Origin of the sequence: Streptomyces ipomoeae 91-03 (assembly GCF_000317595.1) — a bacterium.
In the GTDB taxonomy this organism is placed as follows: domain Bacteria; phylum Actinomycetota; class Actinomycetes; order Streptomycetales; family Streptomycetaceae; genus Streptomyces; species Streptomyces ipomoeae.
In genome coordinates this window covers 1-25622 of the sequence record NZ_AEJC01000615.1, presented here as the reverse complement: position 1 = coordinate 25622, position 25622 = coordinate 1, and the positions used below count along the sequence as shown (strand labels likewise).

Sequence of the window (25622 nt, the reverse complement as noted above, 5' to 3'; positions counted from 1 at the left end):
CGTCTCGGCGGACTCGGTGTTCTCCTTGGGGTCCCTGTTCGTTCGACTCATGGGAATCGCGTTGCCGTTCACCGCGCGGGCAAACACATCGCGGCACAAGGCACGGCACAAAGCAGGGCCCCCTCATGGCATAAGATCGACTTATGAGGTCATAGACCCGACCCCCGTACCTGGTAAGGGTTACCTTAGTTTAGGGTTGCCGGCGAGTGGCTTTCCTTCACTCGAAGGGAACCGCAACATCCCCACCCGTCCTCGCCTCCCCCCCCTCGGAGCGCAGCGCGCCCGCCTCTACGATCACCAACCCACCCACCGCGAGCAGCACCGGCAGCGGACTGTCGTACACGGCGATGTCGGAGGCCGGCACCGTCAACCCGACCGCGTCGCCCATCAACGGTGTGACCGCGCGGTGCAGCGCGATCCCGAGCGGCACGGCGACGAACCCCGCCGGCAGACCGACCCCGGCGACCGAGGTGACGACCATGGCGACGGTCTGGCGCGGCGTCATCCCGAGGGCCTTGAAGATGCCGAGGTCATGGACCCGGTCACGGGTGTCGAGGACGACCGTGTTGAGCACGCCGAGCCCCGCGACGACCACGAGCATCAGCGTGAGCATGCCGATCAGCGCGTCCATGGCCACGATCACACCGGAGTGGCCGGAGGTGTTGGCATGGGCGAAGGCACCGGGACCGGCGTCGTCCAGCGCACGGTTCAGCGAGTCCAGATACCGCGACGCGTCCGTGCCGGACTCCGTCCGTACGTGGAACCGGCCCGGCCGCGCATCGCGCCCCAGCCCGAGTTCGGTGAGGGTCGCCGTCGAGGTGAGGAGTTCCATGCCCTCGTCCTCGGTGAAGAACGCCTCGCCGACGATCCGTACGGTGGCCCGCCGCCCCTGTTCCGTGAGGGTCACCGTGTCCCCGACCCGAATCCCGGCGGCCTTGAGGAACCGGGCGGTGACCACCGCCTGCCCCGCCCCGTCGATCCACTCCCCGGACACCATCTTGGGCGCGCCCCACGCCGAGTCCCCTTCATAGGCGACGACGGTCGTGGGCCCGGCGATCCCGGACGCGCCGACCTGCGCCTGGGCGGTGCCGTAGAACCGTCCGGTCCCCTCCTGACCCCGGACCACGGCGGCCACGGCGTCCGGATCGGCCTTCGTCCCCTCCCCCTCGCCGCCCACGTGGACCGTCTCCGCACCGGGCGGCCCCTGCCCGCCACCGGTCTCCACGACCACCGACCCGGCCGAGTCGAGCAGACGGCCCTCCTGAACCGCCCCCAGCGTCAGCGCGAGTCCCACGCCGAAGGTGACGGCCACGACGCCGAAGCCGACCGCCGCCGCCACGGTCGCCGAACGCGCCGGCCGCGCGAAGGGATGGGCGAGCCCGAGCCCGAAGGCACGCGGCAACGGCAGCCGCCCCAAGCCCCGCCGCACCCTCCGGACCAGCCGCCCGCCCCCGGCCCGCGACGTACGTCCGACGGCGATGGCCTCGACGGTACGCAGCCGCCCGGCACGCGACGCGGGCACCAGCGCGGCCCCGGCGACCAGCAGCAGAGCACCGGCCCCCACCACGACATCGACCCAGAGCGGAATCGAAGCCGCCGGCGAGACGAAGGCCTCCCCGACCTCCTGCAGCACCGGAACACTCAACACATTGCCCAGCACCAGCCCGACCCCACAGCCGACCCCCGCCGGAACCAACGCCTGCCCGACATACGCCCGTACGACCTGCGCCGGGGTGAACCCGAGCGACTTGAGCACGCCGATACGCCGGGTCGCCGCCCCCACCGCCCCACTCACCACGATCCCGATCACCAACACCGACAGGACCAGCCCCAGCCCACCGAACGCCACCAGAAACGGCACGAAGGCCATCGCGTTCGCCGTCTGCTCCTGCTTGACACTCACATAGGACCGCGCCCCGCTCAACGCCCCCTCGGGCACGGCCGCCACGATCGCCGCACGACCGACGGCCACGTCGGCGTCCGTATCGGCGTCACGGAAGCGGTAGAGCATTTGGTACGAGTACGGGGCGGGGGGTGAGGCCGAGGTCGGGGGCGAGTCGGCGGCCGAAGCCGAGCCGGCGGTCGCGCCGGAGGCCGAAGCCGTGTCGGCCGTCGCGCCGGAGGCCGAAACCAAGCCGCTCTCGCCCGCCGCCAGCGTCTCCGCCTGGGCCGGGGTCACCCACGCGTCCGCCGTGCCCGTCACCGAGCGGGCGGTCCCGACCACGGTGAGCGTCGGGCTGCCCGGCGCGTCGGGGAAGGTGAGGCGCGCGCCTGTCCGCAGGGGCGTTCCGCCGTCGGCCAGGACGATCTGGCCCGGCCGGGTGGCCCAGTCGCCCTCGACCAGGTCGATCTCGTCGACCGGCCCGCCCGGGTCGGCCCGACCGGCGACGGTCAACGGCGGCAGATCGACACCGGCCGGCACGAAGTCCGAGTGCGAGACGGTGCGGGGGCGTACCGACACGGTCAGGAAGGGTCCGGCGGAGGCGGTGACACCGGGCGCGTCGGCGGTCGCCGCGAGCTGCGCGGCCGTCACCTTCACAGCGTCGAACTCCCCCGTGAGATGGGCCCCGCGCTGCGTGGCGAAGGCCCGGTCGAAGGGCGCCCGGGCCGCGACGAGCAGTCCCACCGCGAGTACGGACGCGGTGACGGCCATGACCGTGGTCAGCACCATCACCACGGTCTGCACCCGCCGCCGCCCCACCCCGGCCCGCACCACCCGCCCCAGAGCACTCACAGCCCCACCGCCGTCGCGCCCTCGTCACCCGCGCCGAAGCCCGTGACACCGCCCGAAGCACCACCCGTAGCGGGGCCACCACCCGTAGCGGGGCCCCCGGCACCGTCCCTCCCCACATCCCGGACGATCCGCCCATCGACCAGCTCCACGGTCCGGGTCGCGCAGGACTCGGCGAGGCGCAGGTCATGGGTGACGAGGACGATCGTCTGCCCGTCCGCGTTGAGCTCGGTGAGCAGCGCCCGGACGTCGTCACCGGAGGCGGTGTCCAGGGCACCCGTGGGCTCGTCGGCGAGCAGCAGCGCCGGACGGTTCATCAACGCCCGGGCGACGGCGACCCGTTGCCGTTCCCCGCCGGACAGCCGCCCGGGGTACGCGCCGGAGTGCCGGTCGATACCGAGGTACTCCAGCAGACCCGCCGCCCGCCGCCGCGCCTCACCCCGGCCCATCCCGGCCAGCTGGGCCGGCAGCAGCACATTGTCGGCGACCGTCAGATCGTCCAGCAGATTGAAGAACTGGAAGACCATCCCGATCTTCGCCCGCCGATACCGGGCCGACCCCGCCTCACTCAGCCGGTCCACCCGTACCCCGTCGACCGCGACACTCCCCGAACTCGGCCGGTCCAGCCCGGCGATCAGATTGAGCAACGTCGACTTCCCGCTCCCCGACGGCCCGATGACGCTCACCGCCTCCCCGGCCCGCACACGCAAGGTGACCCCGTCCAGCGCCGGCGGCCCTTCACCGCCGTACGCCCGACGCACCTCCCGTATGTCGACGACCGGCCCGGCGCCGACGGCGCTCGCGGTAGTACTCGTCCCCGTGGCCGTGGCCGCGCTCGCGTTCCTGCTCGTGGACCTCGCCACGAAGCCTCCTTCGGCAGATGGTTGACGGTTCGCCACGACGCTAGGGACGACCCGGCACCCCGGTCGTCCCCCACGACGGCGAACCCACCTGCCCCACCGGACGGACCCGATCCGCACGTCATCCCTGAGATGTACGCGGAGGATGTAGCCCCCGTCCTCACCGGGACGGATGTCGCCCGGGAGAAGCCCTTGCCACACTGAGCCCATGGGCGGCGGGACGGGACGAGCGAAGGCGGTACGGACGAAGGGGACGCGGGCGAACCCCGTACGACCGGACGCGGCACGCGCGAACCCGGCACCACCGGACCAGGCACCACCGGACCCGGCACCCCCGAACCCGGCCCTGGCAAGGCTGATCGAGCGGTGGAAGGACGGCGTCCTGGGGCGGTTGCCGCTCCTGCCGCTGCTGCGCGCCACGAGCCCCCTGCCCCGCCCATCCCGCTGGATGTGGACGGCGGACGTCGTACTCGCCGTCCTCCTGGCCGCCTGCACGATGGTCACGGCACTGCACCAGGGCACGAGCGCGGTCCCGTACCTCCCCGACCTGATGAGCAGGCCGCCGGAGCCGACGACGGTGCCGCTGCCGGGAGCGAGCGCCCTGCCCCCGGATCCGGCGGCGCTACCGCGCCCGCCGGAGCCCCCAGCGGTCTACCTGCCCGCGCCCCTCGAAGCCATCCGCCCCTGGCAGTTGCTGCTGGCCGCCCTGACCGCGTCGCCCCTGGCGTTCCGCCGCCGCTACCCGCTGGCCGCCTTCTGGGTGGTGATCGGTACGACGCTGCTGTTCAACCAGCGCCTGGGCGCGGGCGACACCACCGTGTACACGTTCCTGTCGTGCGTGATCGCCGCGTACAGCGCCGCCGTCCACAGCCCGTACCGACTGCGCGCGATCACGAGCCTGGTGGCGGGCGCCGCCCTGATCGCCGCGTTCCCCGAGGAGAACCTTCCGTACGTCACCCCCGGCGTGATCCCCTTCCTCGTCCTGCTCGGTGTGGGCCTCGGCGCCAACGCGATCCATGTCTGGAAGCAGCGCGTACGGGCCCTCCAGACCGAGCAGGAGACGGCGACGCGGCTGGCCGTGGAGCGCGAACGTTCCCGTATCGCCCGGGAGTTGCACGACGTCGTCACCCACAATGTGAGCGTGATGGTGATCCAGGCGGGCGCGGCCCGCAAGGTGATGGACGCCGCGCCCGACCGCGCCCGCGAGGCCCTGCTCGCCGTCGAGGCCGGCGGCCGCACCGCGATGTCGGAACTACGCCATGTCATGGGCCTGTTGACCATGGCCGAGGAAGACCTGCCCACCAGCCATGACCTGCGCACCCCCCAGCACCCGCTCACCCCTCACGACCTGACTCCCCAACCAGGCCTCGACCAGCTCCCGGCCCTCACCGACCGCGTACGCGAGACCGGCGTCCCGGTGGAGCTGACCGTGACCGGCACCCCGACCCCCTTGCCGCCCGGCGCCGACCTGGCCGCGTACCGCGTGGTGCAGGAGGCCCTGACGAACACGGTCAAGCACGCCGCGGGCGCCCGGGTCCGGGTGACGGTCGCCCACACCCCCACCGCACTACGGATCGAGGTGACGGACACCGGCGGCACCCCCGCCCCGTCGGCCACCACCGGCTCCGGCCGAGGCCTCCTGGGCCTGCGTGAACGCCTGTCCGTCTACGGAGGCACCCTCCGGGCCGGCCCCCACCCGCCCGGCGGCTACCGCGTACAGGCGACCATCCCTCTCGAGGACCGGCCATGAGCGACCTGGTGGGAAAGGCGGAAGTCCCGTGCTGAAGGCCGACGCACCCCGTGTCGTGATCGCCGACGACCAGGCCCTGGTCCGCACCGGCTTCAACATGATCCTGACCGCCGACGGAATCGACGTCGTGGCGGAGGCGGCCGACGGCGAGGAGGCGGTCGAAGCCGTCCACCGCACCCACCCCGACCTGGTCCTGATGGACATCCGCATGCCCGGCACGGACGGCCTGGAAGCGACCCGCCGCATCCTCGCCGACCCGCCTCCCACGCACGCCCCCGACCCCATGGGCGCCGTCCCGGCCCCGCCCCGCGTGATCATGCTGACCACCTTCGATCTGGACCGCTACGTCTACGCGGCCCTCACAGCCGGTGCCTCGGGCTTCCTCCTCAAGGACGTCACCCCGGAACACCTGGTGGCCGCGGTCCGCCTGGCCCGCACCGGCGACGCCCTCCTGGCCCCCACCATCACCCGCCGCCTCATCGAACGCTTCGTCTCCCCCACCCCCGAAACCCCCGCCCTGCACCGCGACCTCTCCCCCCTCACCCCCCGTGAACTGGAAGTCCTCCGCTCCCTCGCCACCGGCCTCAGCAACGCGGAACTGGCCACCCACTTCCAGCTGAGCGAAGCCACCGTCAAGACCCACGTGGCCCGGATCCTCGCCAAACTCCACCTCCGCGACCGGGCCCAGGCGGTGGTGGTGGCCTATGAAACAGGCCTGATCGTCCCCGGCACGACAGCCGAAGCGGGATCCGGTTGATCCGCGGCCACCGTCCCGGGGGGTGTCCCGCGGGTCAGGACGCCTCGGCCGCTTCGGCACGGGACAGGGCGACTTCGAGGACGACCAGCAGCGCGTCCCGGACCGAGCCCGTCCGCCGTGCGTCGAAGACGATCAGCGGTACGTGCTCGGCGACGTCCAGGGCCCAGCGGACTTCGTCGAGGTCGTGGTGGACCTCGCCGTCGAAGGCGTTGACGGCGACGGCGAAGGGGATGCCCTTGTGCTCGAAGTAGTCCACCGCCGCGTAACAGTCGTCGAGGCGGCGGGTGTCCACGATCACGAGGCCGCCGAGGGCGCCCTCGACCAGGTCGTCCCACATGAAGCCGAAGCGGTCCTGGCCCGGCGTGCCGAACAGATACAGCTTCAGTGTCGGGTCGATGGTGATGCAGCCGAAGTCCATGGCGACCGTGGTGGTCGTCTTGCCGGGGGTGTGCGTGAGGTCGTCCACACCCGCCGCGACCTCGGTGATGGCGGCCTCGGTGGTGAGCGGTCGTATCTCGGAGATCGAGCCCACGGCCGTGGTCTTGCCGACCCCGAAGCCACCGGCGATGACCAGTTTGACCGGCAGCGGCGGCTGTTCAACCCCGGTCACGGAGTGTGCCCCGTGAGTCGGGGACGGCACGAAGACCATCGATAACCCTTCGCAGTACGGAGATGTCCTGTGCTGTCCCGGCGTTCGGCCGGTGGATCGCCAGATGTCCGGCGGCACGCAGGTCCTCGGTGAGCACGCGGACCACGTTGAGGTGCAGTCGCAGCCGGGCGGCGAGTTCCGCCACCGACTGCGGTCGCCGGCAGGCGGCGACGATGTCGTGGTGTTCGAAGGTGAGCGAGCCTAGGGCCACGAGCCCGCCCTCGGTCGCCACGATCTGGGTCTCGACCGGGACCGGCGGCGCGGTGCCGCCCCCGGACACCCGGCCTGCCGTCAGCAGGAAGGGCCGGATCGCGGGAGCGCGGCCGACCGGTTCCCGCGAGCCCCAGGGCTCCTCCGCCGCCTCGTGCGGTGCTGGTCCTGCGACACCCATCACGATCCTTCCTGAGTACCTGTACCCGTTCCCGCCCCTGGCCGGGGCCTGTCGCGGATGGTCAGCCGGTCGGCGCGGCGCCGACGTTCTTCTTCAGTTCGAGCACCAGTTGGGGGGTGAGCGCGGCCCCGGCCCGGTTGGCGAACACGGTCATCTCGTAGGCGATGTTGCCGAGCTTCGCCTCCTTGGAGGCCACCACGCCGAGGACGGCACCGGAGCCGATGGTCGACACCAGGACATGGCCGCCTTCCAGATCGAGGATGACCTTGTTGAGGCCGCCCAGCCCGTAGCTGCCGGAGGCGCCCGCGGCGAGACTCGTCATGCCGGACACGATCGCGGCGAGCCGCTCGGAGTCGGCCTGGTCGCGCAGCTGGGAGGCCGCGATCAGCAGTCCGTCGGACGACACCGCGATGGCGTCGACGACCCCGGCGGTGTCCGAGGCGAACCGGTCGAGCAGCCAGGTGAAGTCGGCCGCAGCCGCTCGCAGATCGATGGGTTCCGCCCGTTCGGGGCCGTTTTCACCTGTCAACGTGGTCACTGCCGGACTCCTCCTGGGGTTCTGGGTGTTGCGATGGTGCTGGTTCCGTCCGGTTCGGGGCGCTGTCCTGCTCCGCCCTGCGTACGGCGTCCTCGAACTCGTCGAGTTCCGAGCGGACGGCGTCGGCGTCGACCGACTGCCACCCGGCCGCGGTTCCCCGGCCGACGGGTACGGTCGTGGCGAGCGTCGCGCCCCGTACTCGCCTGCGCAGCGGCCGGGCACCGTCATGCGAGGGCGGCAGGGCAGGGATGTCGTCCCGCTTGCCGTCGGTGCCGGGCGGGACCCGTCGGGGCAGGCCGCCCTCCGGCACCGGGGCGACGGGCCGCCGTTCGAGGGTGGCCGTGACAGGGGCCGCCGCGGACGCGAGAGCCTCCTGCCCGGGCCGCGTCGGGAACGCCGCCACGGTCCCGGCCGATCCCGTGCCCGAGGACGGCGTCACGCCCGCGGAGCTGCCGGTCACCAGGAGGGCGGAGGGGATCCAGACGGTGCCGGTGACACCGCCGCCCGGGGTTCGGCTGAGACTCACCCGGATGCCCGAGCGGCGGGCGAGGCTGCCGACCACGAAGAGGCCGAGCACCTTGGTCGGTACGAGGTCGAGTCGTTCCCGGCGGATCAGCCGGGCGTTCTCCTCGACGAGGCGTTCCGCGCTCATGCCGAGGCCGTGGTCGATGACCTCGATCAGCGCGCCGCCGTCCTCGGTGACGTCGGTGCCGGGCCGGACGACCACCTCGACGGGGGTGTGGGACGGGGAGAACGAGACCGCGTTCTCCAGCAGTTCGGCGAGCATCAGCGTCAGGTCGCCGATGATGTCGGGCGCGACGGTGACCTCCGTCGCGGACCGCAGGGACACCCGCCGATACCCCTCGATCTGGCCGAGCGACGCCCGGATGACGTTGGCCAGGGTGGTCGGCCGGGCATCGACCTCGGTCTCCCGGATGCCGGCGAGCAGCATCAGGCTGTCGGCGTTGCGCTGGAGGCGTACGGCGATGTGGTCGACGCGGTAGAGCTGTTCGAGGAGTTCGTGATCGGTCTCCTCGCGTTCGACGGCGTCGATCAGGGCCAGCTGACGTGTCGTCAGGTTACTGACCCTGCGGCCGACGTTTCCGAACATCTCGGCGACGTTGCGACGGCTCTGCACCTGCCGCTCCAGCAGCGCGGCGGCGGTGACCTGCACCTGGTTGAACGCCTCGGCGAGTTCGCCGATCTCGTCGCGGACCGGGACCGGGATCTCCCTCGGCCGCAAGGGGGTGCTGTCGTCGGAGTCCGCGTCCGTGACCCGGGCGAGCTCCTCGGCCGTCACATCGACCACCTGCTGGGCGGCGCCGGTCAGGGCCGCCAGGGGACGCACGACCGAGCGCCGGGCCAGCACACAGAAGGCCAGCCAGGCGACGAAGCCGAACAGGGCCAGACCGAGCATGACCAGTGCCCTGCGCAGGGCGTCCGCGGAGAGCGTGTCGGCCCGGTCGGCGATCTGCTCCATCAGGGACCGGGTGATGTCGAGGCGGGTCTGCGCCTGCTTGCTTTCGGCGGCCATCGGCTTGAGCAGTTCCCGCGCCGTCCGAACCTGCAGGGAACTCGGGTCGATCCGGAGCTCGGCGTACTGGGCCTCGATGCCGTTCTGCTCGGAACTGCGCTCGATGCCGTCCATGATCAGGACCTGGTCCGGCGTGGCGATCCGACTGAACCGCTCCGACTGGTAGTCGTACAGCCTGTGGGCCTCCACCGCGCGGCTGAACCCGGTGAGGGCGTTGGCGTCACGGGTCTGCGCGGAGAACACGGCGCTCTCGAAGGCCGCGTGGGAGGCGTCGGCGCGCAGCACCGTGTCGAGCAGGGCGATGACCGGGGCGTCGGAGGCGCCCGAGAAGCCGTCGAGTCCGATGCCGTCGATGAGGTAGTCGACCGCGGACGCGTACGCCGGGTCGATGTTGGCGGCGGGGACGTAGGTGCGTTCGAGCTTCTCGCGCAGGATGCCGAGGCCGCGGAGGTACTCGAGTGCCTGCTCCTCCCGGTCCGGCAGGCCCGATCCGAACGCGGAGCGCACGGCGGCCATTTGGGCATCGGTGTTCCGCTGTGCCTCGCGGTAGTCGGCGGTCGACGGCAGCGGATCCCCGGGGCGGGCCGACTCGTACCGCAGGGCGAGCAGGAGCGCCTGCCGGTGCTCGGCCTGCACATCGGTGATCAGCTTCGTGACCTGGCCGCTGTCGCGCACCAGTTCCGCCGTCCGGCCGGCTTCCCGGGCCTGCTGCAGCTGGCTGTTGACGCCGATGCCCAGCAGCACGCCGACGACCGCGACGGGCGCGATCACCAGGACGTTGAGCTTCCGCCGGAACGGCCACCTGTCGAGGACGGTCGCCGCCCTCCGGCGCACCCCCGACGTCGTCTCCCCGCGCGGCTCGGGCGCGGGCGGCGGGGCCGCTGCGTTCACAGACACCGGGCCTCCTTCGAAGTGTTCCTGAGCGGTGACCGAGGTGTCGCGTGTTGCCGGACCGCCGACGACCGGCGGCGCAGTGACGTTTTCGCAACTCCACTCGCTGATACAAGAGCGAAGGGATCACGCCACATGTCCGGAACCGGCTATGAGGATCTTATGGGCCATACGGCGACTTGTCGGCACGTATGGCATCAAAAGATGATGACGAAATCGATACGAAGCATCTACTCATCGTGGTGTTTCGTCTCTCGAAGCGCCCGCCGCCGCGCACGATGGGGCCCGATGCCCCTTGTCCGGCAAGGAAGTTGACGCGAAGCGACGCGGTCGGCGTGTTCCTCGGGACGAGCAGCGCACCGGCGATCCCGGAGCCACCACCGACTCCCGCTGCTCCCGCCCGTCGCCGGCGTCCTGCTAGATTCCACCGCGACAAGCCCCCGGGCCACCGCCCGGAGCACCGTTCCGACCGTCGCCGCCCCCACCCGCCGCCGGTCTCGCGGGCTTCTCCTCCCATGGGATCCCCAGTGGGGCTGTGCGTCGGAGCGGTCGCGCCGTCACACTCCCCCTCCCAGCCCGTACCCTCTCTCGCCCTGTGAGGAGCCCCGTGCATCCCACCCGCAAGGTGGCCGTGACAGCCGCCACGCTCATGGTCGCGGTCACCACCGCCATCACCGGTTGCGAGCGTGGTTCCACCGACTCCGCGTCCACGGCCGTGTCCCCGACCGGCTCCTCCAGGCCCGGCTGCCCCGACGCCCTCGCCAAGGCCAGACGGTCCGTCCAGAAGGCCGAGGACGTCAACGCCCCCTGGACCGGCCCCACCACCGGGCCCGAGGCCGTCCCCGACAAGACCATCGTCTACGTCGCCCAGAGCATGACCAACCCCGGCGCCGCCGGCGTCGCCATGGGCGTCCAGGAAGCCGCCGACGTCATGGGCTGGCACGTCCGCGCCCTCAACGGCCACGGCACCCCCGACGGCATCCGGGACGCCTTCGACGAGGCCCTCGCCCTCAACCCCTCCGGCATCGTCATCGGCGGTTTCGATCCGGCCTCCACCACCAAGCAGGTCGAGCGGGCCCGAGCCGCCGGCATCCCGCTGATCGGCTGGCACGCCGTCGCCACCCCCGGCCCCGGCGCGGACCCGAAGCTCTTCACCAACATCACCACCGAGGTCGAGGACGTCGCGAAGGTCAGCGCCGACTGGATCATCGCCCGGTCCAACGGCCACGCGGGCGTCGTCCTGTTCACCGACACCTCGATCCCCTTCGCCAAGCACAAGTCCGAGCTCATCAAGAAGGAACTCGCCACCTGCTCCGATGTGGACCTGCTGAGTTACGAGAACATCCCCATCCCGCAGGCCAACAGCCGCACCATCGAGAAGGTCTCTGCCCTCCTGACCCGGTTCGGCGACCGTTGGACCTACTCCGCCGCCATCAACGACCTGTACTTCGGCCACGCCGCCCCCGCCCTGCGCGCCGCCGGCCGACAGGGCGCCGGCGCGCCGTACAACATCGGCGCCGGTGACGGCGACCCGTCCGCCTTCCAGCGCATCAACGCCAAGGAGTTCCAGGCCGCCACCGTGCCCGAGCCCCTGTCCGAACAGGGCTGGCAGATCATCGACGAGTTCAACCGGGCCTTCGCCGGCAGACCGGCCACCCGATACGTCGCCCCCGTGCACATCACCACGGCCGCCAACAGCGCCGGCGCACAGTTCTGGGACTCCGAGGGCTACCGCGACGCGTATCGGAAGATCTGGGGCAAGTAGGGGCCGTCCAGGGCCACGGCGATGCCGTCCGGCTGGGCGCGAGGACGGATCGTTCGCCGTGACACCCGGGCCGCGGTCAGGCGCCCGCGACGCCGACGGACCCCGGCCGGGCGGGGCATGCGCCGCCGGCTCCCGACGCACGCTCATCGGCGTGCGTCGCGCGGTCGAGGCCGTAGGGGGAACCGTCGGTCATCAATTCCTGCCTGTCCTTGTCGTGATCGCCCGAGAGCGGGGTGAAGGCGACGTCCAGGCGGGTGAGCCCGCGGAAGTTGAGGCTGCGCTGCCACTGCGGCGCGGTGCCGTCGAGGCGCAGGCCGGGGAGCCGGGTGAGGAGCGCTTCCAGGACGATCGCGCCTTCCAGCCTGGCCAGCGCCGCGCCGAGGCAGAAGTGCGGACCGTGCCCGAACGCCATGTGCCGTCCGCCGGGCCGCTCGAAGTCCAGTACATGGGGATCGGGAAATGCGGCCGGGTCCCGGTTGGCGGCGCCGCACACGAGGAGCACCGTCTGCCCTTCGGCGATGGTGCGGCCCGCCAGGTCCAGGTCGTGGCGTGCCCGGCGCAGCATCAGCTGTACCGGGGCGTCGTAGCGCAGGAGTTCCTCGATGGCGGCGGGCATCAGATCGGGCCGGCTACGCAGTTGGTCGGCGGCGTGCGGGTGGCGGAGCAGGGCGAGGGTGGCGTTGCCGATGAAGTGCGTGGTGGTCTCGTGGCCGGCGATCAGGAGCAGGGCGCAGTTGGCGAGGAGTTCGTCGAAGTCCTGGTCGGTGTTGTGGGCCTGTGCGGTCACCAGGGCGCGCAGGCTGTGGGGGGCCGGCGGGGTGTCGTGGCGGGTGAGGAGTTCGCGGAGGTAGGCGAGCAGCTGCGCCATGCTCTGCGAGGCCGCGCGGTTGCCGTCGGTGTCGAGCCGGGAGTTGCCGATGGCTTCGGCGATCGGCTCGGACCAGGAGGTGAGGGCGGGGCGGTCCTGCTCGGGTACGTCGAGGAGGTCGCAGATGATGGTGAGAGGCAGCGGACGGGCGAGATCCGCGACGATGTCCATCCGCCCGGTCGGCGCCGCGTGGCTGATGATCCGGCCTGTGGCCTCGGTGATCCGGGCGTGGAGTGTCGCCACGGCCCGGGGGGTGAAGGCCCTGCTGATCAGGGCCCGCAGCCGGGGGTGGTCGGGGGCGTCGCTGTAGAGCATCTGCCGGCTGAGGACCCGGGCCAGCGGTCGCAGTTCCTCGGGGACGGCCTCGATGTCGGGATAGCGCACCGACGACAGCCTCGGGTCACCCGCGGCGCTGCTGACCACCGCGTGCCCGGTCGCGACCCAGGCGCCCAGATGGCGGTCCCAGAAGAGCTCGTCGGTGCTCCGCAGTTCGTCGTAGAAGTCGTAGAGCCGCTCTTGGACTTGGGGCCGAAAGGCTCGCAGCAGCGATGAGGATGTGCGCATTGGCGGATATTAGTGATCAGCGTCGGAGCGCAGGGTGCCGTCGGGACTCTTCATCAAGATGAAGGATCCGGGCTCGTTGACGTCCTCGGAAGCCGTCGTGGGCGCCATCGGGAGCCGGGATCGGCCGGGGGGTGCGGCACATCGGCGGGCGAGGACGTCCTTGAGGCGCCGGAACTTGAAGCGCCGGAAAGCGCCCCGTCCGCCGATGGCGGTCCGCAGCCGGTCGGCGAGGGCGGTCCGCAGAGGGGCGGCGAGGCGGGCGTCGCCGAGCACACATCGATGAACAGCTCCATGTCCCGGTAACCGGCCCGGGGCCCTTAGGAGTGGGCCTCCGTCCTGATCGCCGCCGATGCCCTGGTCACCGACCACGGATCAGCGGCCCTGCACTACTGCGCCGCCCGGGACCGCCCCATCGTGAGCGTCCACCCGGGCGGCGGCGAGCTGATCCCCGGCAGCCCCATGGACGTACTCCTCGGCCGAATACCGCAGGTGGAACACAGCGAGGACATCATCATCGACGCACTGCGGGCGTACCGGCCGGGCCCCGGGCACGCCGCCGCTCAGGCCGCGTTCGCGCCCGCCGGTGATGCCGTGGACCGTCCGCGAACCGAGGTCTACGCCCTGCTCGGTCTTAGGCGTCAGCCACGCCGCCAGCACCCGCATGCCCCGTGGCTGGTCACGCCCGGGCAGCCGCCGACGCACCTCGGCCAGCTACCCGAGGGCCAACTCCACCGTCAGGATCTTCGGCATCACCACCGCTCCCACCAAAGCTCCTACCCCCACGGAGAGTTGACTTCACCAAACCGCCGAGCGCCTGCTGCCGGACGGTTCGCAGGGCTGAGGGCGAAGTCCCCTGGCACCGCCCAGGCCAATACGTGACGTGTCCGGGGACTTCGGTGAGTCGTTGACAGGACATGAGGACCTGGCCCAGGTTGCGAGTACGGCCTATGGCGGACGGAGGAACCCGGGCGCTGATCCGGCGCACTGGGCGGTTCTATGCCCTGCTCACTTGTGGTGGCCTTGTTGCAGCGGTGTACCTGGCATACAGCGGCGACGGACTGGCGGCCGCCCTGCCGGCTCTGCCGCCCACAGTCGCTGGTGCCTTCCTGGCATGGGCCGCGTTCCGTGGTGACCGGATCGAGGCGGCGCGCCGTGAACTTCCGGCTGCCGCCGCGGATTTGGCCGGTGCGGTGCGGCAGCAGTGGGAAGCCGAGCTCAAACGGCGTCGCCTGGTCCGGCCGATTCCGCCTACGGTCTCCTGGGCGGCGCCACGGGACGAGCTGTCCGTTCCCTGGACCGAACTGGTTGCTGCGGCGCGGAGATGGTCGGGTGGCCCGCCTTCGGATTCCGCCCGCTGGGCCAGCGGTCCTGCCGGACTCGCCGGGAAGGAAGAGGAGATCACCGAGATCTTTCTGTCCCGGGTTCCCACCCGCCGTCTGGTCCTGCTGGGGGAGCCGGGTTCAGGGAAGACAACATTGTTGGTGCGGCTGGTGATGGGCCTGATCAAGCAGCGCACGGCTGACGGCCCGGTGCCTGTGCTCTTCTCCATGGCGAGCCTGGACCCCGACCCAGCGTCGAAAACCGGCCGGGACGACGTGTTGTATTCCTGGATGGCCGGACAGCTGGAGCGGGATCACGCGATGCTTGCTGACCCGGCGCCGCCGGGAATCCGTGAGGCCAGCCTCGCCCGCGCTCTGTTGGACCAAGGGATGATCATCCCAGTGTTCGACGGCTTCGACGAACTGCCCGCCGAACGGCGCAGGCAGGCGATGGCCCTCGTGAATGATTCACTGCCTCTGGACCAACCAGTGGTGCTGTCCTGCCGGTCCCACGAGTACCGCGCGCTGCTGGAGGTGTCTGCGCCTCTGGGAGAGGCGGCAGTAGTCGAACTCCTCCCGCTCCACAGCGGAGAGGTCAGGGAGTATCTGCGCGCCACTGGGTTGGGCCACGGACCGCGCACGGCCGCGGCGGTCGCCGCCGTCGAAGAACGATGGGGCGAGGTTTTCGGACAACTGGGCGGCACGGGACCTTTGGCCCAGACCCTTGCGACACCGCTGGGCGTCTTTCTCGCCCGCGCCGTCTACAACCCCGACGGCGCAACCATCTCCCAGGCCACGTCCCAGCAGAGCAACCCGCAAGAACTCCTTGCATTCACCAACCGCGCGGAAGTGGAACGGCATCTCTTCCGCGCCTTCATACGCACCGCGTACCGACCCAGTCCTCAGCGCCCCTGCCACTGGAGCGATACCGAGGCCGAGCGGGCCTTTGTCTTCCTCGCCCGCCACATGCGGGACAACCTCGGCGGCGGTACCGAAATCGCCTGGTGGGAGCTGCACCGGGCGGTTCCCGCCAGGGCGATGCGGCTGCTGGTAGCAGTTAGCGCGGCAGCCTCAGTCGCCGTCGTACCGTGGTGCGTTGCAGGACTCGCCGCCGGACTGGGCGCGGGGTTGACGGTCGGCCTGGTGGCTGTCCTGGCCACCGTCCAGCGGCAGGAGCCCGCGGTCCGGATCCGCTGGTCCTGGCGTCACTCCACGCTCGTCCCCGGCACGGTGGCCGGAATGGTGACCGGCTTCGCCATTGGTCCCGTCACCGGCCTGCGACTCACCCTGATCTGTGTACTCGCCATCGGCTTCGCCGTCGGATTCATGACCGGGCTGCGTCTCGAAGCCATGGACGACACCTCCAGCAGCGGCCCCAGCGAGTCCCTCGACCGCGACCGCACTACGGCGCGGCAGACCATGCTGCTGTGGACCCTGGCCGCCGGGCCTGTGGCGGGGCTGATCGCAGACCTGGTGGCAGGCCGGACTGCGGCCATGGTCGCCACGCCAGTGGTGGGCGTGGCGATAGGCCTGGCAGTCGGATTCGGAGGGACGGCCTGGGGGCTCTTCACCTTGAGCCGGGGTTACCTCTTCATACGCACGGGCCTTCCCGGCGACCTCATGGCATTCCTCGCAGACGCACACCACGAACGCGGAGTGCTCCGCAAGACTGGAGCCGTCTACCAGTTCCGACACATCAACTTGCAGCGCCATCTGGAAGCGGAAGCACGTGAGTAGAGGGCTGTTTCCATCGTGGCGTTGCTGTTCGTAGGGCCGGCGACCTGCGGCACGGTCAGGCCCTGGCCAGGGGGCCGGACGCACTCCAACCGCCGCTGATGACGCTCTCTGAAGCTTCAGAGAGCGTCATCAGCCTTCCCCCTCGGCCTGCCTCGCACGGTCCTCTCCCCCCATCCGCATGTGCAGCTGGGGCGACATCAGAACGCCAAGCACCGATAGCCAGTCAGCGTCAGGTCACCCCAAACCCACCTTAGAAGATCAATAATGCAAATACAGGACTTATCGGAGATTCGTCGTTCCCAGAATGTTCCCATCGAGGCACAGAAAAGCCCCTCCATGATCCTCACGGAGGGGCTTTCGGGTCCTGCTGTGGTTCCTTGAGCCGCCTTCGGGATTCGAACCCGAGACCTGCGCATTACGAGGGCTTGCGCGATCATGACGGGTGATTCCGGGTGGTCTTCCGCCGTCTGATTTTGCCTGGTCAACGGCATTCGGCTTGACGGTCGATCCATCCCGTGAGGGCCTGTGCCGCACCATCCGCTCACGCATCGCTCACGCAGGCCGGGGGCCTGACCAGCGCAGACGGCGGCCTTGGACAAGCATCGCGCTACGAGCTGTGACGCCCCCGGAATCAGTGACCCCGCACTTTGCGGTACGGCGCGCCGGAAACGTACCTGTGCCATTGAGCGGGCGTCAGGTCGGCGCCGCCCGTGCGGGCGCAGATCCGGGTGACGGCCTGGGTGGGATCGATGGTGCAGCGCTGGAGCGGAGCGTGCGTACCGGCCGCGTAGAGAGTGGTGCTGTCGGGGCGAAGGCGAGGGCGCCGATCTCGTCGCCCTGGACGAGGTCGTGGGCGCGGACCAATGCCGGAGGGCAGGCGCACGGCGCGGTCGGCGGTGACGAGGAGCCGTCCCTCGGGGCGGACGGCCAACCCCTGGTCCAAGTGGTCGAGGTGCCGGGTCAGGTTCGGGCGATCAGCTTGATCTCGTGCAGCACTTGGGAAAGCTTGTTGATCGCCTTGACCGGCAGGCCGACAACGAAGCGCACCGGATGGTCCTGAGCATCAGACCGGAGCTTGGCAGGCAGTCGACCGAGACGGCCGCGGAAGTCCCGGGTGTACTGTCCTATGACCAGTTCCCTGGGCATCGTGGTGGTTTTTCCGCAGTTGTCACAGATGATCGTGAGCAGGCAGCCGTGGACGTAGGTGAGCCGATGAAGTTGCTCCCCGCCGCAGGTGCACTCCAGATACATGGTTTCCGTACTCTCGGTCATTGTCGGCTCCTTGGCTTCCTCAAAGGCTCACCGCGCCCGTCGGGCAAGTAGTGCAGCAATCAATCGGGTGGGGGCGGGCGACGGTCAGCGGCCTGAGCAGCCGGGCTGCGTCCGCAGCATCGAATGTGCGGTGGTTCTGCCGTCAGTTCCAGGTGTACCTGGCGCGTGAGGTGAGTGATGCGTTCAGCCACAACGATACGCTCACGGCCGCCAGACCTTACCTGTCTGTCACATATGTGAGTACTTAATTCACGGAGGTGATAATAATCCCATGCTGGCCACCCCTTGTCCAGGTCCGCGCGTCGAAGGGGAACCTGCACGGGAGGTTCCAAGCGGGGCGGGAACTGCCGGTTAAGTCCCTGAGCGGAACGTCCTACCGGTCGGCTGTGCAACAATCTGAACAGATGTGACGACATGGCGAGACGAGGGGATGGACATGCCGGCGTCCCGCGAACGCGACCTGTTGGTGAAGGCGGCACAGCTCTACTACCTGGAGAACTTGTCGCAGCAGCAGGTGGCCAGCGCTTTGGGTGTCAGCCGCTCGAACGTCTCACGCATCCTCACTGCCGCACGGGACCAGGGGATCGTGGAGATCCGGATCAACGATCCGGCCGGACGCGATCTGGATCTGGAGGAGCGGCTGCAGGCCGCCTTCGGCGTGTCCTCCTGCCGCGTGGCCTCCGTGCACACGGACGAGTCGGCGCTGGCCAAGGTGGGGGAGCTGGCGGCCGCCTGGATGCTGGACATGGTCAAGCCCGGCAGCAGCATCTCGCTCTCCTGGGGGAACACGCTCCAAGCCATGGTGCATGCCGTCCCTTCCGGGCAGAACCTCGCGGTGGAGATCCTCCCCCTGGTGGGCGGACTTTCCTCCGTGGCCTCGGAGATCACTGGCGAGGAACTGGTTCGGGAGCTGGCCGACCGCCTGGGCACCACCTACCAGCGACTCCACGCGCCCGCCCTGCTGGAGGCCAAGGCATCGCGTGACACCCTCATGACCGAGCCGGCCATCGTGGGTGTGCTGGACGCCGGTCGCGAGTCCTCTGTTGCCTTCCTCGGTATCGGTGCGATGGGGGTGGGCTCCTCCGCGGCGATCATCGAGTCGCTCCACCTGAGCGATCGCGACCGGGCGGCCTTCGAAGCGGCGAAGCCGGTGGGCGATGTGTGCGCCCGGTTCTTCGACGAGGACGGCAACCCGGTGCACGGAGCGGTCGAGGACAGGGTGCTGGCCATCTCGCTCGAAGACCTCCGTCAGATACCGATGGTGGTGGGATTGGCCGCGGGCGTCGAGAAGGTCCGGGGAGTGCTGGGTGCGCTGCGCGGACGCTACGTGGACACCCTCATCTGCGACGCCCCGCTGGCAGAGGCGCTGCTTGCCACGGCCTGAGGGATCCAACGTCCGGATCCCGCATTCCGCCCAGCGATACGTCCGGGCGTGTCCCCTGCCTGCCAACCGGGACAGCACGCTGCCGCCACGTCCACTGGCAGTCAGGGCAAGGACAATGTGGACGGGCGGCAGCGCGTTCATGGGCCACCGGTGGTGGCGCGGGCGCCTGCTGACTGGTCGTCGGAGCGCTCCTGGACGAGCGGCGGGATCACCGCCATCCGAACCAGTTCGGGTCGTCCAGGCGCCGCTGGACCGCGTTCAGCAGACGCGCGGCGTCCGCGCAGTCACCGACGCGGTGATCGACGGTGAGACCGACCCGGCAGCGGGTGCGCACCCCGACTCCGTCGCCGACGGGGACGACGTGCGGAGCCACCGCACCGACCGAGAGCGCGGTCGCCTGGGGCGGGTTGAGCAGTTCCTGGAAGGCGTCGACACCCAGGGTGCCCAGGTCGTGCACGGTGGTGGTGGCCGCGGTCAGGTGCTCCACCGGCACCTTGCCGCTGCGGGCATGGTCGGCCACGCGCCCGAGACGCACGTCGAGCTCCTCGATCGGGAACCGGTCCGGGTTGGCCAGCACCGGGGCGACCGGGCCGTGTTCGGTGTCCACCATCAACCCGACCGCGACGTCGGACCATACCTCGCTGCCCTCCCCGGTCCACCGGGCGTTGAGCGGGCTGTCCCGCAGGGCATCCGCGTACGCCCGTACGATCAGGCTGATCCAGCCGCACTGGCCGCGGCGCTCCGCAACTGCCTCGAGGTCGAGGTCACGGAAGACGACGGCCTGGGGGATGGCGGCGCTCGCGCTGGTCTGGCGGGCGACAGCCCTGCGGGACCTGTGCCGCGAGGCCGGTGTGCCTGTGCCCGCCGGTGCGCCGTTGGTGGCTGACGGGCGATGAGGTACGTGGGCCGCGGGCGTCACGAGCTGGGCGGTCACGGCCTCGACGTCGGCCACTCTGATGGTCCCGCCCGGTCCGGTGCCATTGAGGGCCGTGAGATCCACGCCGAGTTCCACCGCCCGGCTCCGGGCGAGCGGCACGGCCGACACGACCGTCGAGAGGGACGGCGGCGCAGTGGGCGTGGTGGCGAGCGCCGCCGGAGCGGGCGGAGGTGCCTCCGCCTCGGCCGGTCCGTCGAGGAGGTCGCCCAGCAAGTCGTCCGCGTCGCTGCTGAGGTAGGCGATCGGTTCGCCGACAGCCACCACGTCGTCCGGCTGAGCCACCAGTCGGACCAGGGTTCCGTCGACGGGAGATTCGACCTCCATGTCGACCTTGTCGGTCGCGACCTCGCACACCACGTCGCCGGCGCGGATCTCGTCGCCCTCCGCCTTGTGCCAGGTCAGGAACGTGCCCTCCTCCATCGTCATGGACATCTTGGGCATGACCAGGGGGATCTCAGCCATCACCACGACCTGACCAGACGGGTGGCCTCGGCCACGATGTCGGGGACCTGGGGCACGGCCGCGCGCTCCAGCTGGGGAGCGTAGGGGATCGGTACATCCAGGCCGCTGAGCCTGCGGATCGGAGCCCGCAGCCGGCCGAACGCGTCCGAGTCGGCGATCAGCGCGGCGATCTCCGCCATGTAGCCGCAGGTCTTAGGGGCTTCCTGGACCAGCAGAGCACGCCCGGTGGCGGCCACTTCCGAGATGATCGTCGCTTCATCCAGCGGGACGAGGGTGCGTGGGTCGACGACGGTCGCGGTGATGCCTTCCTCGGCGAGCAGCTGCTGGGCGGCTTCCTCGGCCCGGGAGACCATGATGCCGGTGGCCACGATGGTGAGGTCCTGGCCCTGCCGGCGGACCGCTGCCTGCCCGAGCGGGATCCGGTCGGCGCCTGCGGGCACGGGGCCGCTCTGCTTGTACAGCAGCTTGTGCTCCAGGACGATGACCGGATTGGGGTCGTCGATGGCGGCCAGCAGCAGGCCCTTGGCCTCCGCCGGGGTCGCGGGCATGACGACCTTCAGTCCGGGGATGTGGGCGAACCAGGTCTCCAGGCTCTGGGAGTGCTGGGCGGCGGCGCCGGTGCCGGAGCCGGTGGGGGCGCGCAGCACCATCGGGACGCGGGCCGCGCCACCGAGCATGAAGTGGATTTTCGCGGCCTGGTTGGCGATCTGGTCCATGGCCTGGGCCGTGAAGTCGGAGAACTGGATCTCCACGATGGGCCGCATGTCGGCCAGCGCGGCGCCGACCGCCGCGCCGACGATGCCCAGTTCGCTGATCGGGGTGTCGCGCACACGCTCCTCGCCGAAGCGGTGCACCAGGTCGCCGGTGACGCCGAAGGCGCCTCCGTAGACGCCGATGTCCTCGCCGAGGATGAAGACGCGGGGGTCGGTCCGCATGGCCTCGGCGAGGGCCTCGCGGACCGCCTCGGCGTAGGTGAGGGTGCGCTCGGACGGGTCGGCCGACGGCCGCGCTGTCGTCGCGGCCGCCGGGCTCGGGAGTGTGGTGGTCATGTGCAGGTCTCCGATGAGTCAGACGGCGTAGACGGCGGAGGTGAGTTCCGCGGCGCTGGCGTCGGGGGCGGCGTTCGCCGTGCGTACGGCCTCGCGCACCGCGTCGCGTGCGTCGGCCTGGCACTGCTGTGCCTCGGCCTCGGTGAGGGTGCCGCCGTCGAGCAGGGTGGCGGTGTAGCGGGCGATCGGGTCACGGTCACGCCACTGGTCGATCTCCTCGCGCGTGCGGTAGAGGTTCTTGTCGCTCTTGGAGTGGCCCTTCCAACGGTAGGTGAGTGCCTCCACGAAGGTGGGGCCACCGCCCGCGCGGGCCCGCTCGACGGCGGTGCGGACGACCTCCTGCACCGCGGCCACGTCATTGCCGTCGACGGTCACGCCCGGGATGCCGTAGCCGGCGGCGCGCTCGGCCAGGCGCTCCACGCGGAACGCCCGCTGGACGGACATGGACATTCCGTAGTTGTTGTTCTCGCAGATGAACACCACGGGCAGGTCCCAGATGGCGGCGAGGTTGACTCCCTCGTGCCAGGCGCCCTCGTTGACCGCGCCGTCGCCGAAGAAGCTCAGCGCGACCCGGTCCTCGCCGCGCAGCCGGCTCGCCAGCGCGGCACCGGCGGCGATGGGAACACCACCGGCGACGATGCCGTTCGCGCCCAGGTTGCCCGTCGCCACGTCGGCGATGTGCATCGATCCGCCGCGGCCTCGGCAGTAGCCGGTCTCCTTGGCCAGCAGCTCGGCCATCATGCGGTCGAGTCGGGCGCCGCGGGCGATGCAGTGTCCGTGGCCGCGGTGGGTGGAGGTGATGTAGTCGCCGTCGCGCAGTTCGGCGCAGGCACCGACCGGCACGGCCTCCTGACCGATCGACAGGTGCATGGTGCCGTGCATCATGCCGCGGGCGAAGAGGTCGTCGACGGCCTCCTCGAACCGCCGGATGGTCCACATCGTGGTGAGAGCGGAACGGGCCGCCTCGGCGTCCTTGATCAGGTCCATGCTCACGTCCTCCTCACGCGGCCAGAGAGCCGGTCGGCGCCGCCACCGGCAGGTCGATTCGCTCCCCCGCCAGCAGCCGGTCCTGCAGACGCCGCAGCGTCGCGATCATGGTGCTCTGGTCGATCCGCACGTCCTGGTGGGTGAGCACGGTCCCGGCCGGGACGTCCCGCACCACCTCGGCGCCGGCGGCGAGGCCCAGGGGCACCAGAGCCTCGGCCGCCGTCGCCTCGGCGCTCTCGGCGAGGCCGTACACGGTGGAGCCGCCGATGCCGTCGATGCGTTCGCCGGCCCGCAGGTCCCGCTTGGCGACCGCGACCACCTCGGCGTTCCACACCGTCGGCGCGAGGCTCGGGACGCGGTCCAGCACCGCCTCGGCGACGGAGAGCGGAGCCTCGACACTGGCCAGGTGGTAGGGCCGGTAGAACGAGTAGTAGGGCCCCTCGCCCATCCCGAGGTACTCCATCTCGGCGGTGACGACCGGATCGTCGCTGTGACCGATGACGAACACACCGGGCGCGACCGGACCGGTGCAGTAGTCCACCACCCCGGCGGCGGGAAGCACGCCTCCGTCCGTCTCCGGGCGGAAGGTCTTGGCCAGGTCGGCGACCGTCGAGTGGGGACCGGTCATGCCGCGCCGGCTGAGCCGGAGGTCCGTCGCGTTGGCCAGCGCGACCATCTCGATCATCGTCTTGGAGCCGTCGACGAAACTGGCCAGCATCTTCGGGTTCATCCCCTTGGCCCTGGCCTGATCGGCCAGCGCCTCGGGGGTGGCCGTCGGGTCGAGGGGGTTGTTCTTGCCCTTGCCGGCACATACCACGCTGAACCCGATGTCGCGCACGTAGTCCACCAGCCGCTTGCACTCCACCGGTTCGTCACCGCGGCAGACCGTGTAGACCCGGCCCATCCGCTGCGCCACCGTCGACAGCAGCAGACCGATCGTCACATCGCACTCCACGTTGAGTAGCGCGATGTCCTTGCCCGCAAGCAGACCGAAGAAGGCGACCGAGGCGCCGACGTCCGGCACACCGCTGGCGTCGACGATGATGTCGATCGGCAGTGAGACGAGGTCCAGCGCGTCGGTGACGACGACCGGCTGGCCTCCCAGCACCGCCGCGGCCCGCTCGTCGGGCGTACCGCCGCTGAGCGCCTGGCCCCGGTCCGAGCGCTTGAACGCCTCATGGCCGCGCTCCGGGTCGATGTCGGCGATCGCGGAGATCTCCATGCCCGGGATGTGCGCCACCTGCGCGACGAAACCGAGGCCCATCTGCCCAGCACCCACGAGGCCCACCCGGACCGGCCGGCCGAGCTCCCGCTCCCGCTCCCGCAACTGATCCCTGTAGCTCATGCTCCGGTCCCTTCCTGCCGCCCTGCCGGTGTCCGACCCACGAGGCGCATCTGCACATTCGTGCATTTGATATGCACGTTGGTGATTTACTTGGTAGCACGTGTGCGGCACCCAGGACAAGGGCTGGCTCGTGCGGGATTCACGGCGCTCGATGTCGTCGGCCCGGTGACGGTTGTCGCCACGAAGCGCGTGGTCACGGTCGGCGGGCTCAACCCGCCGGCGGTAAGTGAGTGACCGCTCGTCAGGCGGTTGTTCGGGGCATGCCGGGCTCGGCGCGACCGATCTGATTGCGCGTCACCGCGCCGGAGCATCAACGGAGCGGGGGGCCGACGCGGGCCTGCGGCACAGGCAGCGGCCATGTGGCCGGTGGTATGACGCAGACCGGCGCAGGAAGGGCGAGACGGGGTCCGGCGCGCGCCGAGACGCAAGTGTCGTCAGGTAGAGGCCGGCCGGCCGCTCGGTGACGGCGCGCAACGAAGGCGCGCGGGGGCTCAGCAGGCCATTCGCCCAGGCGTCACGACTAGGCCGCTGATCGGCACGACGCCCGGGCGGTGCCCCGCGGTGGCAACTCGGTTGCCCGTGCGTTGAGAGCGCGGTACTGCACCAAGGACCGCGGCTGAACGCCGATGAGAAGGAGGCCGACCTGCCATGTCATGTGCGGTACCGGCCGGGCACACCGGCGGCCAGGACCAACGGGGCCCCCGTCTCGGGAAGCGTCAGAGTTCCGCGGCCGTACACCGCTCCGGGCAGTACCTGTGTTTCCGCGGCGTTCACATGGACCACCACGTGACCGAGTTCGCGAAGGTTCTGGGTCGCCCGCTCCCCCACGGCGACCAACTCGATCAGCCGGCCGCCCAGCCACAACCTGTCGCCGCAGCGGAGCTCCCCCGTGAGCCGGACACTGGGCTCGTGCACCACGCTGGCGTCCTGCAGTGCCTCAGGGACCGGAGCGGAACGGAGAATCAGCAATCCGCCTTCCAGTAACTCCTCGCATGCGGCGCCCACGCGCCGCACGGTGCTCTTGTAATAGACGTTGCTCACCGTGTCGTCCACATCCGGAGAGCGGAGCCGTGATCGACCGTGGCGCCGGGCTGCATCCGGCGGTAGCGGTCGCGAGCGTCCTCGACCGCACGTGCCATGGCGGTGGATCCGGCCCGGGAGGACGCCGTGCTCAGCTCCCCGGTGAGCTGCGGGCGTTCGCGGAAGCGGGCGAGAACGGAAGCCCCCTGCATCACCAGGGCCCGTTCGACGACGCTGTCGCTCCGCCGTACGAGCAACAGCACCACAGCGCCGCGGAGCCGCCCGGTGGCCCGGCCGGAGACGAGGGTGACACCCGACCGGTGCTCCTGGGCGGCGAGCTTGTTCACGGTGCGCAGGTAGTAGCGGTGCTGGGCCATGCTCGCCAGAAGCGAGAGCACGAAGCCGCCGAGCAGCAGCAGGGCCAGGGGCAGGTATTCCATGAGTCCTCTTCTCAGGGGCCTTCGGTTCCGGCCCCTCGTTCATGAGGGGAGGGGAGACTACACGAACCGACGGCGCCGAGGGAACACCCGGCAGCGCATCCCGGACGTCTCCCTCGAGCTCTTCGCCGAGCAGGGGTACGAGAAAACCTCACTGCGGGAGATCGCCGAGCGCCTGGAGGTGACGAAGGCGGCGCTCTACTACCACTTCAAGACGAAGGAGGACATCCTCGTCGGCCTCTTCAAGGACCTGCGCCGCCCGATCGACGAGCTGATCGAGTGGGCAGACACCCAGCCACGCACCCTCGACACCAAACGGGAGATCCTGCGCCGCTACAGCGAGGCCCTGACCGACGCGGCCCCCCTCTTCCGCTT

22 protein-coding genes are annotated in these 25622 nt (G+C 70.6%); 6 read left to right on the top strand and 16 right to left on the bottom strand.

The features are described from left to right. Window positions 1–217 precede the first annotated feature (217 nt). Both STRIP9103_RS39525 and STRIP9103_RS39520 read right to left on the bottom strand, forming a co-directional pair. On the bottom strand, window positions 218–2734 hold the full coding sequence (locus STRIP9103_RS39525; RefSeq protein ID WP_009337354.1) for an ABC transporter permease: 2517 nt from the start codon (window positions 2732–2734) through the stop codon (window positions 218–220). Further along, window positions 2731–3594, bottom strand: a complete 864-nt coding sequence (locus tag STRIP9103_RS39520) for an ABC transporter ATP-binding protein (protein WP_009337340.1) — start codon at window positions 3592–3594, stop codon at window positions 2731–2733. Before STRIP9103_RS39520 ends, STRIP9103_RS39525 begins: the two co-directional genes overlap by 4 nt. Before the next feature lie 205 nt (window positions 3595–3799). Between STRIP9103_RS39520 and STRIP9103_RS39515 the strand changes: the two genes are divergently transcribed. Beyond that, window positions 3800–5341, top strand: a complete 1542-nt coding sequence (locus STRIP9103_RS39515; RefSeq protein WP_009337360.1) for a sensor histidine kinase — start codon at window positions 3800–3802, stop codon at window positions 5339–5341. 31 nt (window positions 5342–5372) lie between these two features. Further along, complete coding sequence (locus STRIP9103_RS39510) at window positions 5373–6098, top strand: response regulator (protein WP_048821834.1); 726 nt, start codon at window positions 5373–5375, stop codon at window positions 6096–6098. Window positions 6099–6132: 34 nt separating this feature from the next. On the opposite strand, the gene STRIP9103_RS39505 is transcribed toward STRIP9103_RS39510, so the two are convergent. The 4 genes from STRIP9103_RS39505 to STRIP9103_RS39490 all read right to left on the bottom strand — a co-directional run bounded on the left by STRIP9103_RS39505 (window position 6133) and on the right by STRIP9103_RS39490 (window position 10101). Then, window positions 6133–6747, bottom strand: a complete 615-nt coding sequence (locus STRIP9103_RS39505; protein ID WP_048821828.1) for a GTP-binding protein — start codon at window positions 6745–6747, stop codon at window positions 6133–6135. Beyond that, window positions 6695–7138 carry a DUF742 domain-containing protein gene (locus STRIP9103_RS39500; protein WP_048821826.1) on the bottom strand — a complete coding sequence of 148 codons (444 nt, stop codon included), beginning with the start codon at window positions 7136–7138 and terminating at the stop codon, window positions 6695–6697. Before STRIP9103_RS39500 ends, STRIP9103_RS39505 begins: the two co-directional genes overlap by 53 nt. Before the next feature lie 61 nt (window positions 7139–7199). Further along, window positions 7200–7676 carry a roadblock/LC7 domain-containing protein gene (locus STRIP9103_RS39495; RefSeq protein ID WP_009337370.1) on the bottom strand — a complete coding sequence of 159 codons (477 nt, stop codon included), beginning with the start codon at window positions 7674–7676 and terminating at the stop codon, window positions 7200–7202. After that, entirely contained in the window at window positions 7657–10101 is a 2445-nt protein-coding gene (locus STRIP9103_RS39490) for a sensor histidine kinase (protein ID WP_009337366.1), read from the bottom strand. Before STRIP9103_RS39490 ends, STRIP9103_RS39495 begins: the two co-directional genes overlap by 20 nt. Before the next feature lie 607 nt (window positions 10102–10708). Here STRIP9103_RS39490 and STRIP9103_RS39485 point away from each other — a divergent pair. Beyond that, complete coding sequence (locus tag STRIP9103_RS39485) at window positions 10709–11866, top strand: substrate-binding domain-containing protein (RefSeq protein WP_009337368.1); 1158 nt, start codon at window positions 10709–10711, stop codon at window positions 11864–11866. 76 nt (window positions 11867–11942) lie between these two features. On the opposite strand, the gene STRIP9103_RS39480 is transcribed toward STRIP9103_RS39485, so the two are convergent. The 3 genes from STRIP9103_RS39480 to STRIP9103_RS39470 form a co-directional block, all read right to left on the bottom strand. Continuing rightward, a complete protein-coding gene (locus STRIP9103_RS39480) occupies window positions 11943–13298 on the bottom strand; it encodes a cytochrome P450 (RefSeq protein WP_009337365.1) in 1356 nt (451 codons plus the stop codon). 9 nt (window positions 13299–13307) lie between these two features. Next, a complete protein-coding gene (locus STRIP9103_RS39475) occupies window positions 13308–13571 on the bottom strand; it encodes a hypothetical protein (RefSeq protein WP_048821825.1) in 264 nt (87 codons plus the stop codon). Window positions 13572–13670: 99 nt separating this feature from the next. Beyond that, entirely contained in the window at window positions 13671–13961 is a 291-nt protein-coding gene (locus tag STRIP9103_RS39470; RefSeq protein ID WP_048821824.1) for a hypothetical protein, read from the bottom strand. A 368-nt stretch (window positions 13962–14329) separates the two neighbouring features. Here STRIP9103_RS39470 and STRIP9103_RS39465 point away from each other — a divergent pair, with 368 nt between their 5' ends. Beyond that, window positions 14330–16354 carry an NACHT domain-containing protein gene (locus tag STRIP9103_RS39465; protein WP_158696947.1) on the top strand — a complete coding sequence of 675 codons (2025 nt, stop codon included), beginning with the start codon at window positions 14330–14332 and terminating at the stop codon, window positions 16352–16354. Between the two features lie 960 nt (window positions 16355–17314). Here the strand turns inward: STRIP9103_RS39465 and STRIP9103_RS39460 are convergent. Further along, window positions 17315–17626 (bottom strand): hypothetical protein, encoded by a 312-nt coding sequence (locus STRIP9103_RS39460; RefSeq protein WP_009337371.1) that lies wholly within the window; start codon window positions 17624–17626, stop codon window positions 17315–17317. 436 nt (window positions 17627–18062) lie between these two features. Between STRIP9103_RS39460 and STRIP9103_RS39455 the strand changes: the two genes are divergently transcribed. Continuing rightward, on the top strand, window positions 18063–19010 hold the full coding sequence (locus tag STRIP9103_RS39455) for a sugar-binding transcriptional regulator (RefSeq protein ID WP_048821831.1): 948 nt from the start codon (window positions 18063–18065) through the stop codon (window positions 19008–19010). A 208-nt stretch (window positions 19011–19218) separates the two neighbouring features. On the opposite strand, the gene STRIP9103_RS39450 is transcribed toward STRIP9103_RS39455, so the two are convergent. From STRIP9103_RS39450 to STRIP9103_RS39425, 6 genes are all read right to left on the bottom strand, one after another. After that, the gene (locus STRIP9103_RS39450) at window positions 19219–20409 is read right to left on the bottom strand and encodes a dihydrolipoamide acetyltransferase family protein (protein WP_009337337.1); all 1191 of its coding nucleotides are present in this window, start codon (window positions 20407–20409) and stop codon (window positions 19219–19221) included. Continuing rightward, on the bottom strand, window positions 20409–21458 hold the full coding sequence (locus tag STRIP9103_RS39445) for an alpha-ketoacid dehydrogenase subunit beta (RefSeq protein WP_009337364.1): 1050 nt from the start codon (window positions 21456–21458) through the stop codon (window positions 20409–20411). The genes STRIP9103_RS39450 and STRIP9103_RS39445 overlap by 1 nt, the downstream gene beginning before the upstream one ends. Window positions 21459–21476: 18 nt before the next feature. Continuing rightward, window positions 21477–22445: a thiamine pyrophosphate-dependent dehydrogenase E1 component subunit alpha gene (locus tag STRIP9103_RS39440; protein WP_009337342.1), complete on the bottom strand. Its 969-nt coding sequence runs from the start codon at window positions 22443–22445 to the stop codon at window positions 21477–21479. 13 nt (window positions 22446–22458) lie between these two features. Next, complete coding sequence (locus STRIP9103_RS39435) at window positions 22459–23790, bottom strand: NAD(P)H-dependent oxidoreductase (protein WP_009337369.1); 1332 nt, start codon at window positions 23788–23790, stop codon at window positions 22459–22461. Between the two features lie 651 nt (window positions 23791–24441). Next, complete coding sequence (locus STRIP9103_RS39430) at window positions 24442–24831, bottom strand: PTS glucitol/sorbitol transporter subunit IIA (RefSeq protein ID WP_009337363.1); 390 nt, start codon at window positions 24829–24831, stop codon at window positions 24442–24444. Continuing rightward, a complete protein-coding gene (locus STRIP9103_RS39425; protein ID WP_009337350.1) occupies window positions 24828–25250 on the bottom strand; it encodes a transcriptional regulator GutM in 423 nt (140 codons plus the stop codon). The genes STRIP9103_RS39430 and STRIP9103_RS39425 overlap by 4 nt, the downstream gene beginning before the upstream one ends. Here STRIP9103_RS39425 and STRIP9103_RS39420 point away from each other — a divergent pair. Next, a partial coding sequence (locus STRIP9103_RS39420; RefSeq protein WP_048821821.1) for a TetR/AcrR family transcriptional regulator occupies window positions 25249–25622 on the top strand: 374 nt, incomplete at its 3' end. The genes STRIP9103_RS39425 and STRIP9103_RS39420 overlap by 2 nt on opposite strands.

Coding starts and splice junctions, on each gene's coding strand:
- STRIP9103_RS39515 (WP_009337360.1), top strand. CDS start 3,800: ATGGGCGGCGGGACGGGACGAGCGAAGGCGGTACGGACGAAGGGGACG.
- STRIP9103_RS39505 (WP_048821828.1), bottom strand. CDS start 6,747: ATGGTCTTCGTGCCGTCCCCGACTCACGGGGCACACTCCGTGACCGGG.
- STRIP9103_RS39500 (WP_048821826.1), bottom strand. CDS start 7,138: ATGGGTGTCGCAGGACCAGCACCGCACGAGGCGGCGGAGGAGCCCTGG.
- STRIP9103_RS39480 (WP_009337365.1), bottom strand. CDS start 13,298: ATGCGCACATCCTCATCGCTGCTGCGAGCCTTTCGGCCCCAAGTCCAA.
- STRIP9103_RS39470 (WP_048821824.1), bottom strand. CDS start 13,961: ATGCGGGTGCTGGCGGCGTGGCTGACGCCTAAGACCGAGCAGGGCGTA.
- STRIP9103_RS39460 (WP_009337371.1), bottom strand. CDS start 17,626: ATGACCGAGAGTACGGAAACCATGTATCTGGAGTGCACCTGCGGCGGG.
- STRIP9103_RS39455 (WP_048821831.1), top strand. CDS start 18,063: ATGCCGGCGTCCCGCGAACGCGACCTGTTGGTGAAGGCGGCACAGCTC.
- STRIP9103_RS39450 (WP_009337337.1), bottom strand. CDS start 20,409: ATGGCTGAGATCCCCCTGGTCATGCCCAAGATGTCCATGACGATGGAG.
- STRIP9103_RS39445 (WP_009337364.1), bottom strand. CDS start 21,458: ATGACCACCACACTCCCGAGCCCGGCGGCCGCGACGACAGCGCGGCCG.
- STRIP9103_RS39440 (WP_009337342.1), bottom strand. CDS start 22,445: ATGGACCTGATCAAGGACGCCGAGGCGGCCCGTTCCGCTCTCACCACG.
- STRIP9103_RS39435 (WP_009337369.1), bottom strand. CDS start 23,790: ATGAGCTACAGGGATCAGTTGCGGGAGCGGGAGCGGGAGCTCGGCCGG.
- STRIP9103_RS39425 (WP_009337350.1), bottom strand. CDS start 25,250: ATGGAATACCTGCCCCTGGCCCTGCTGCTGCTCGGCGGCTTCGTGCTC.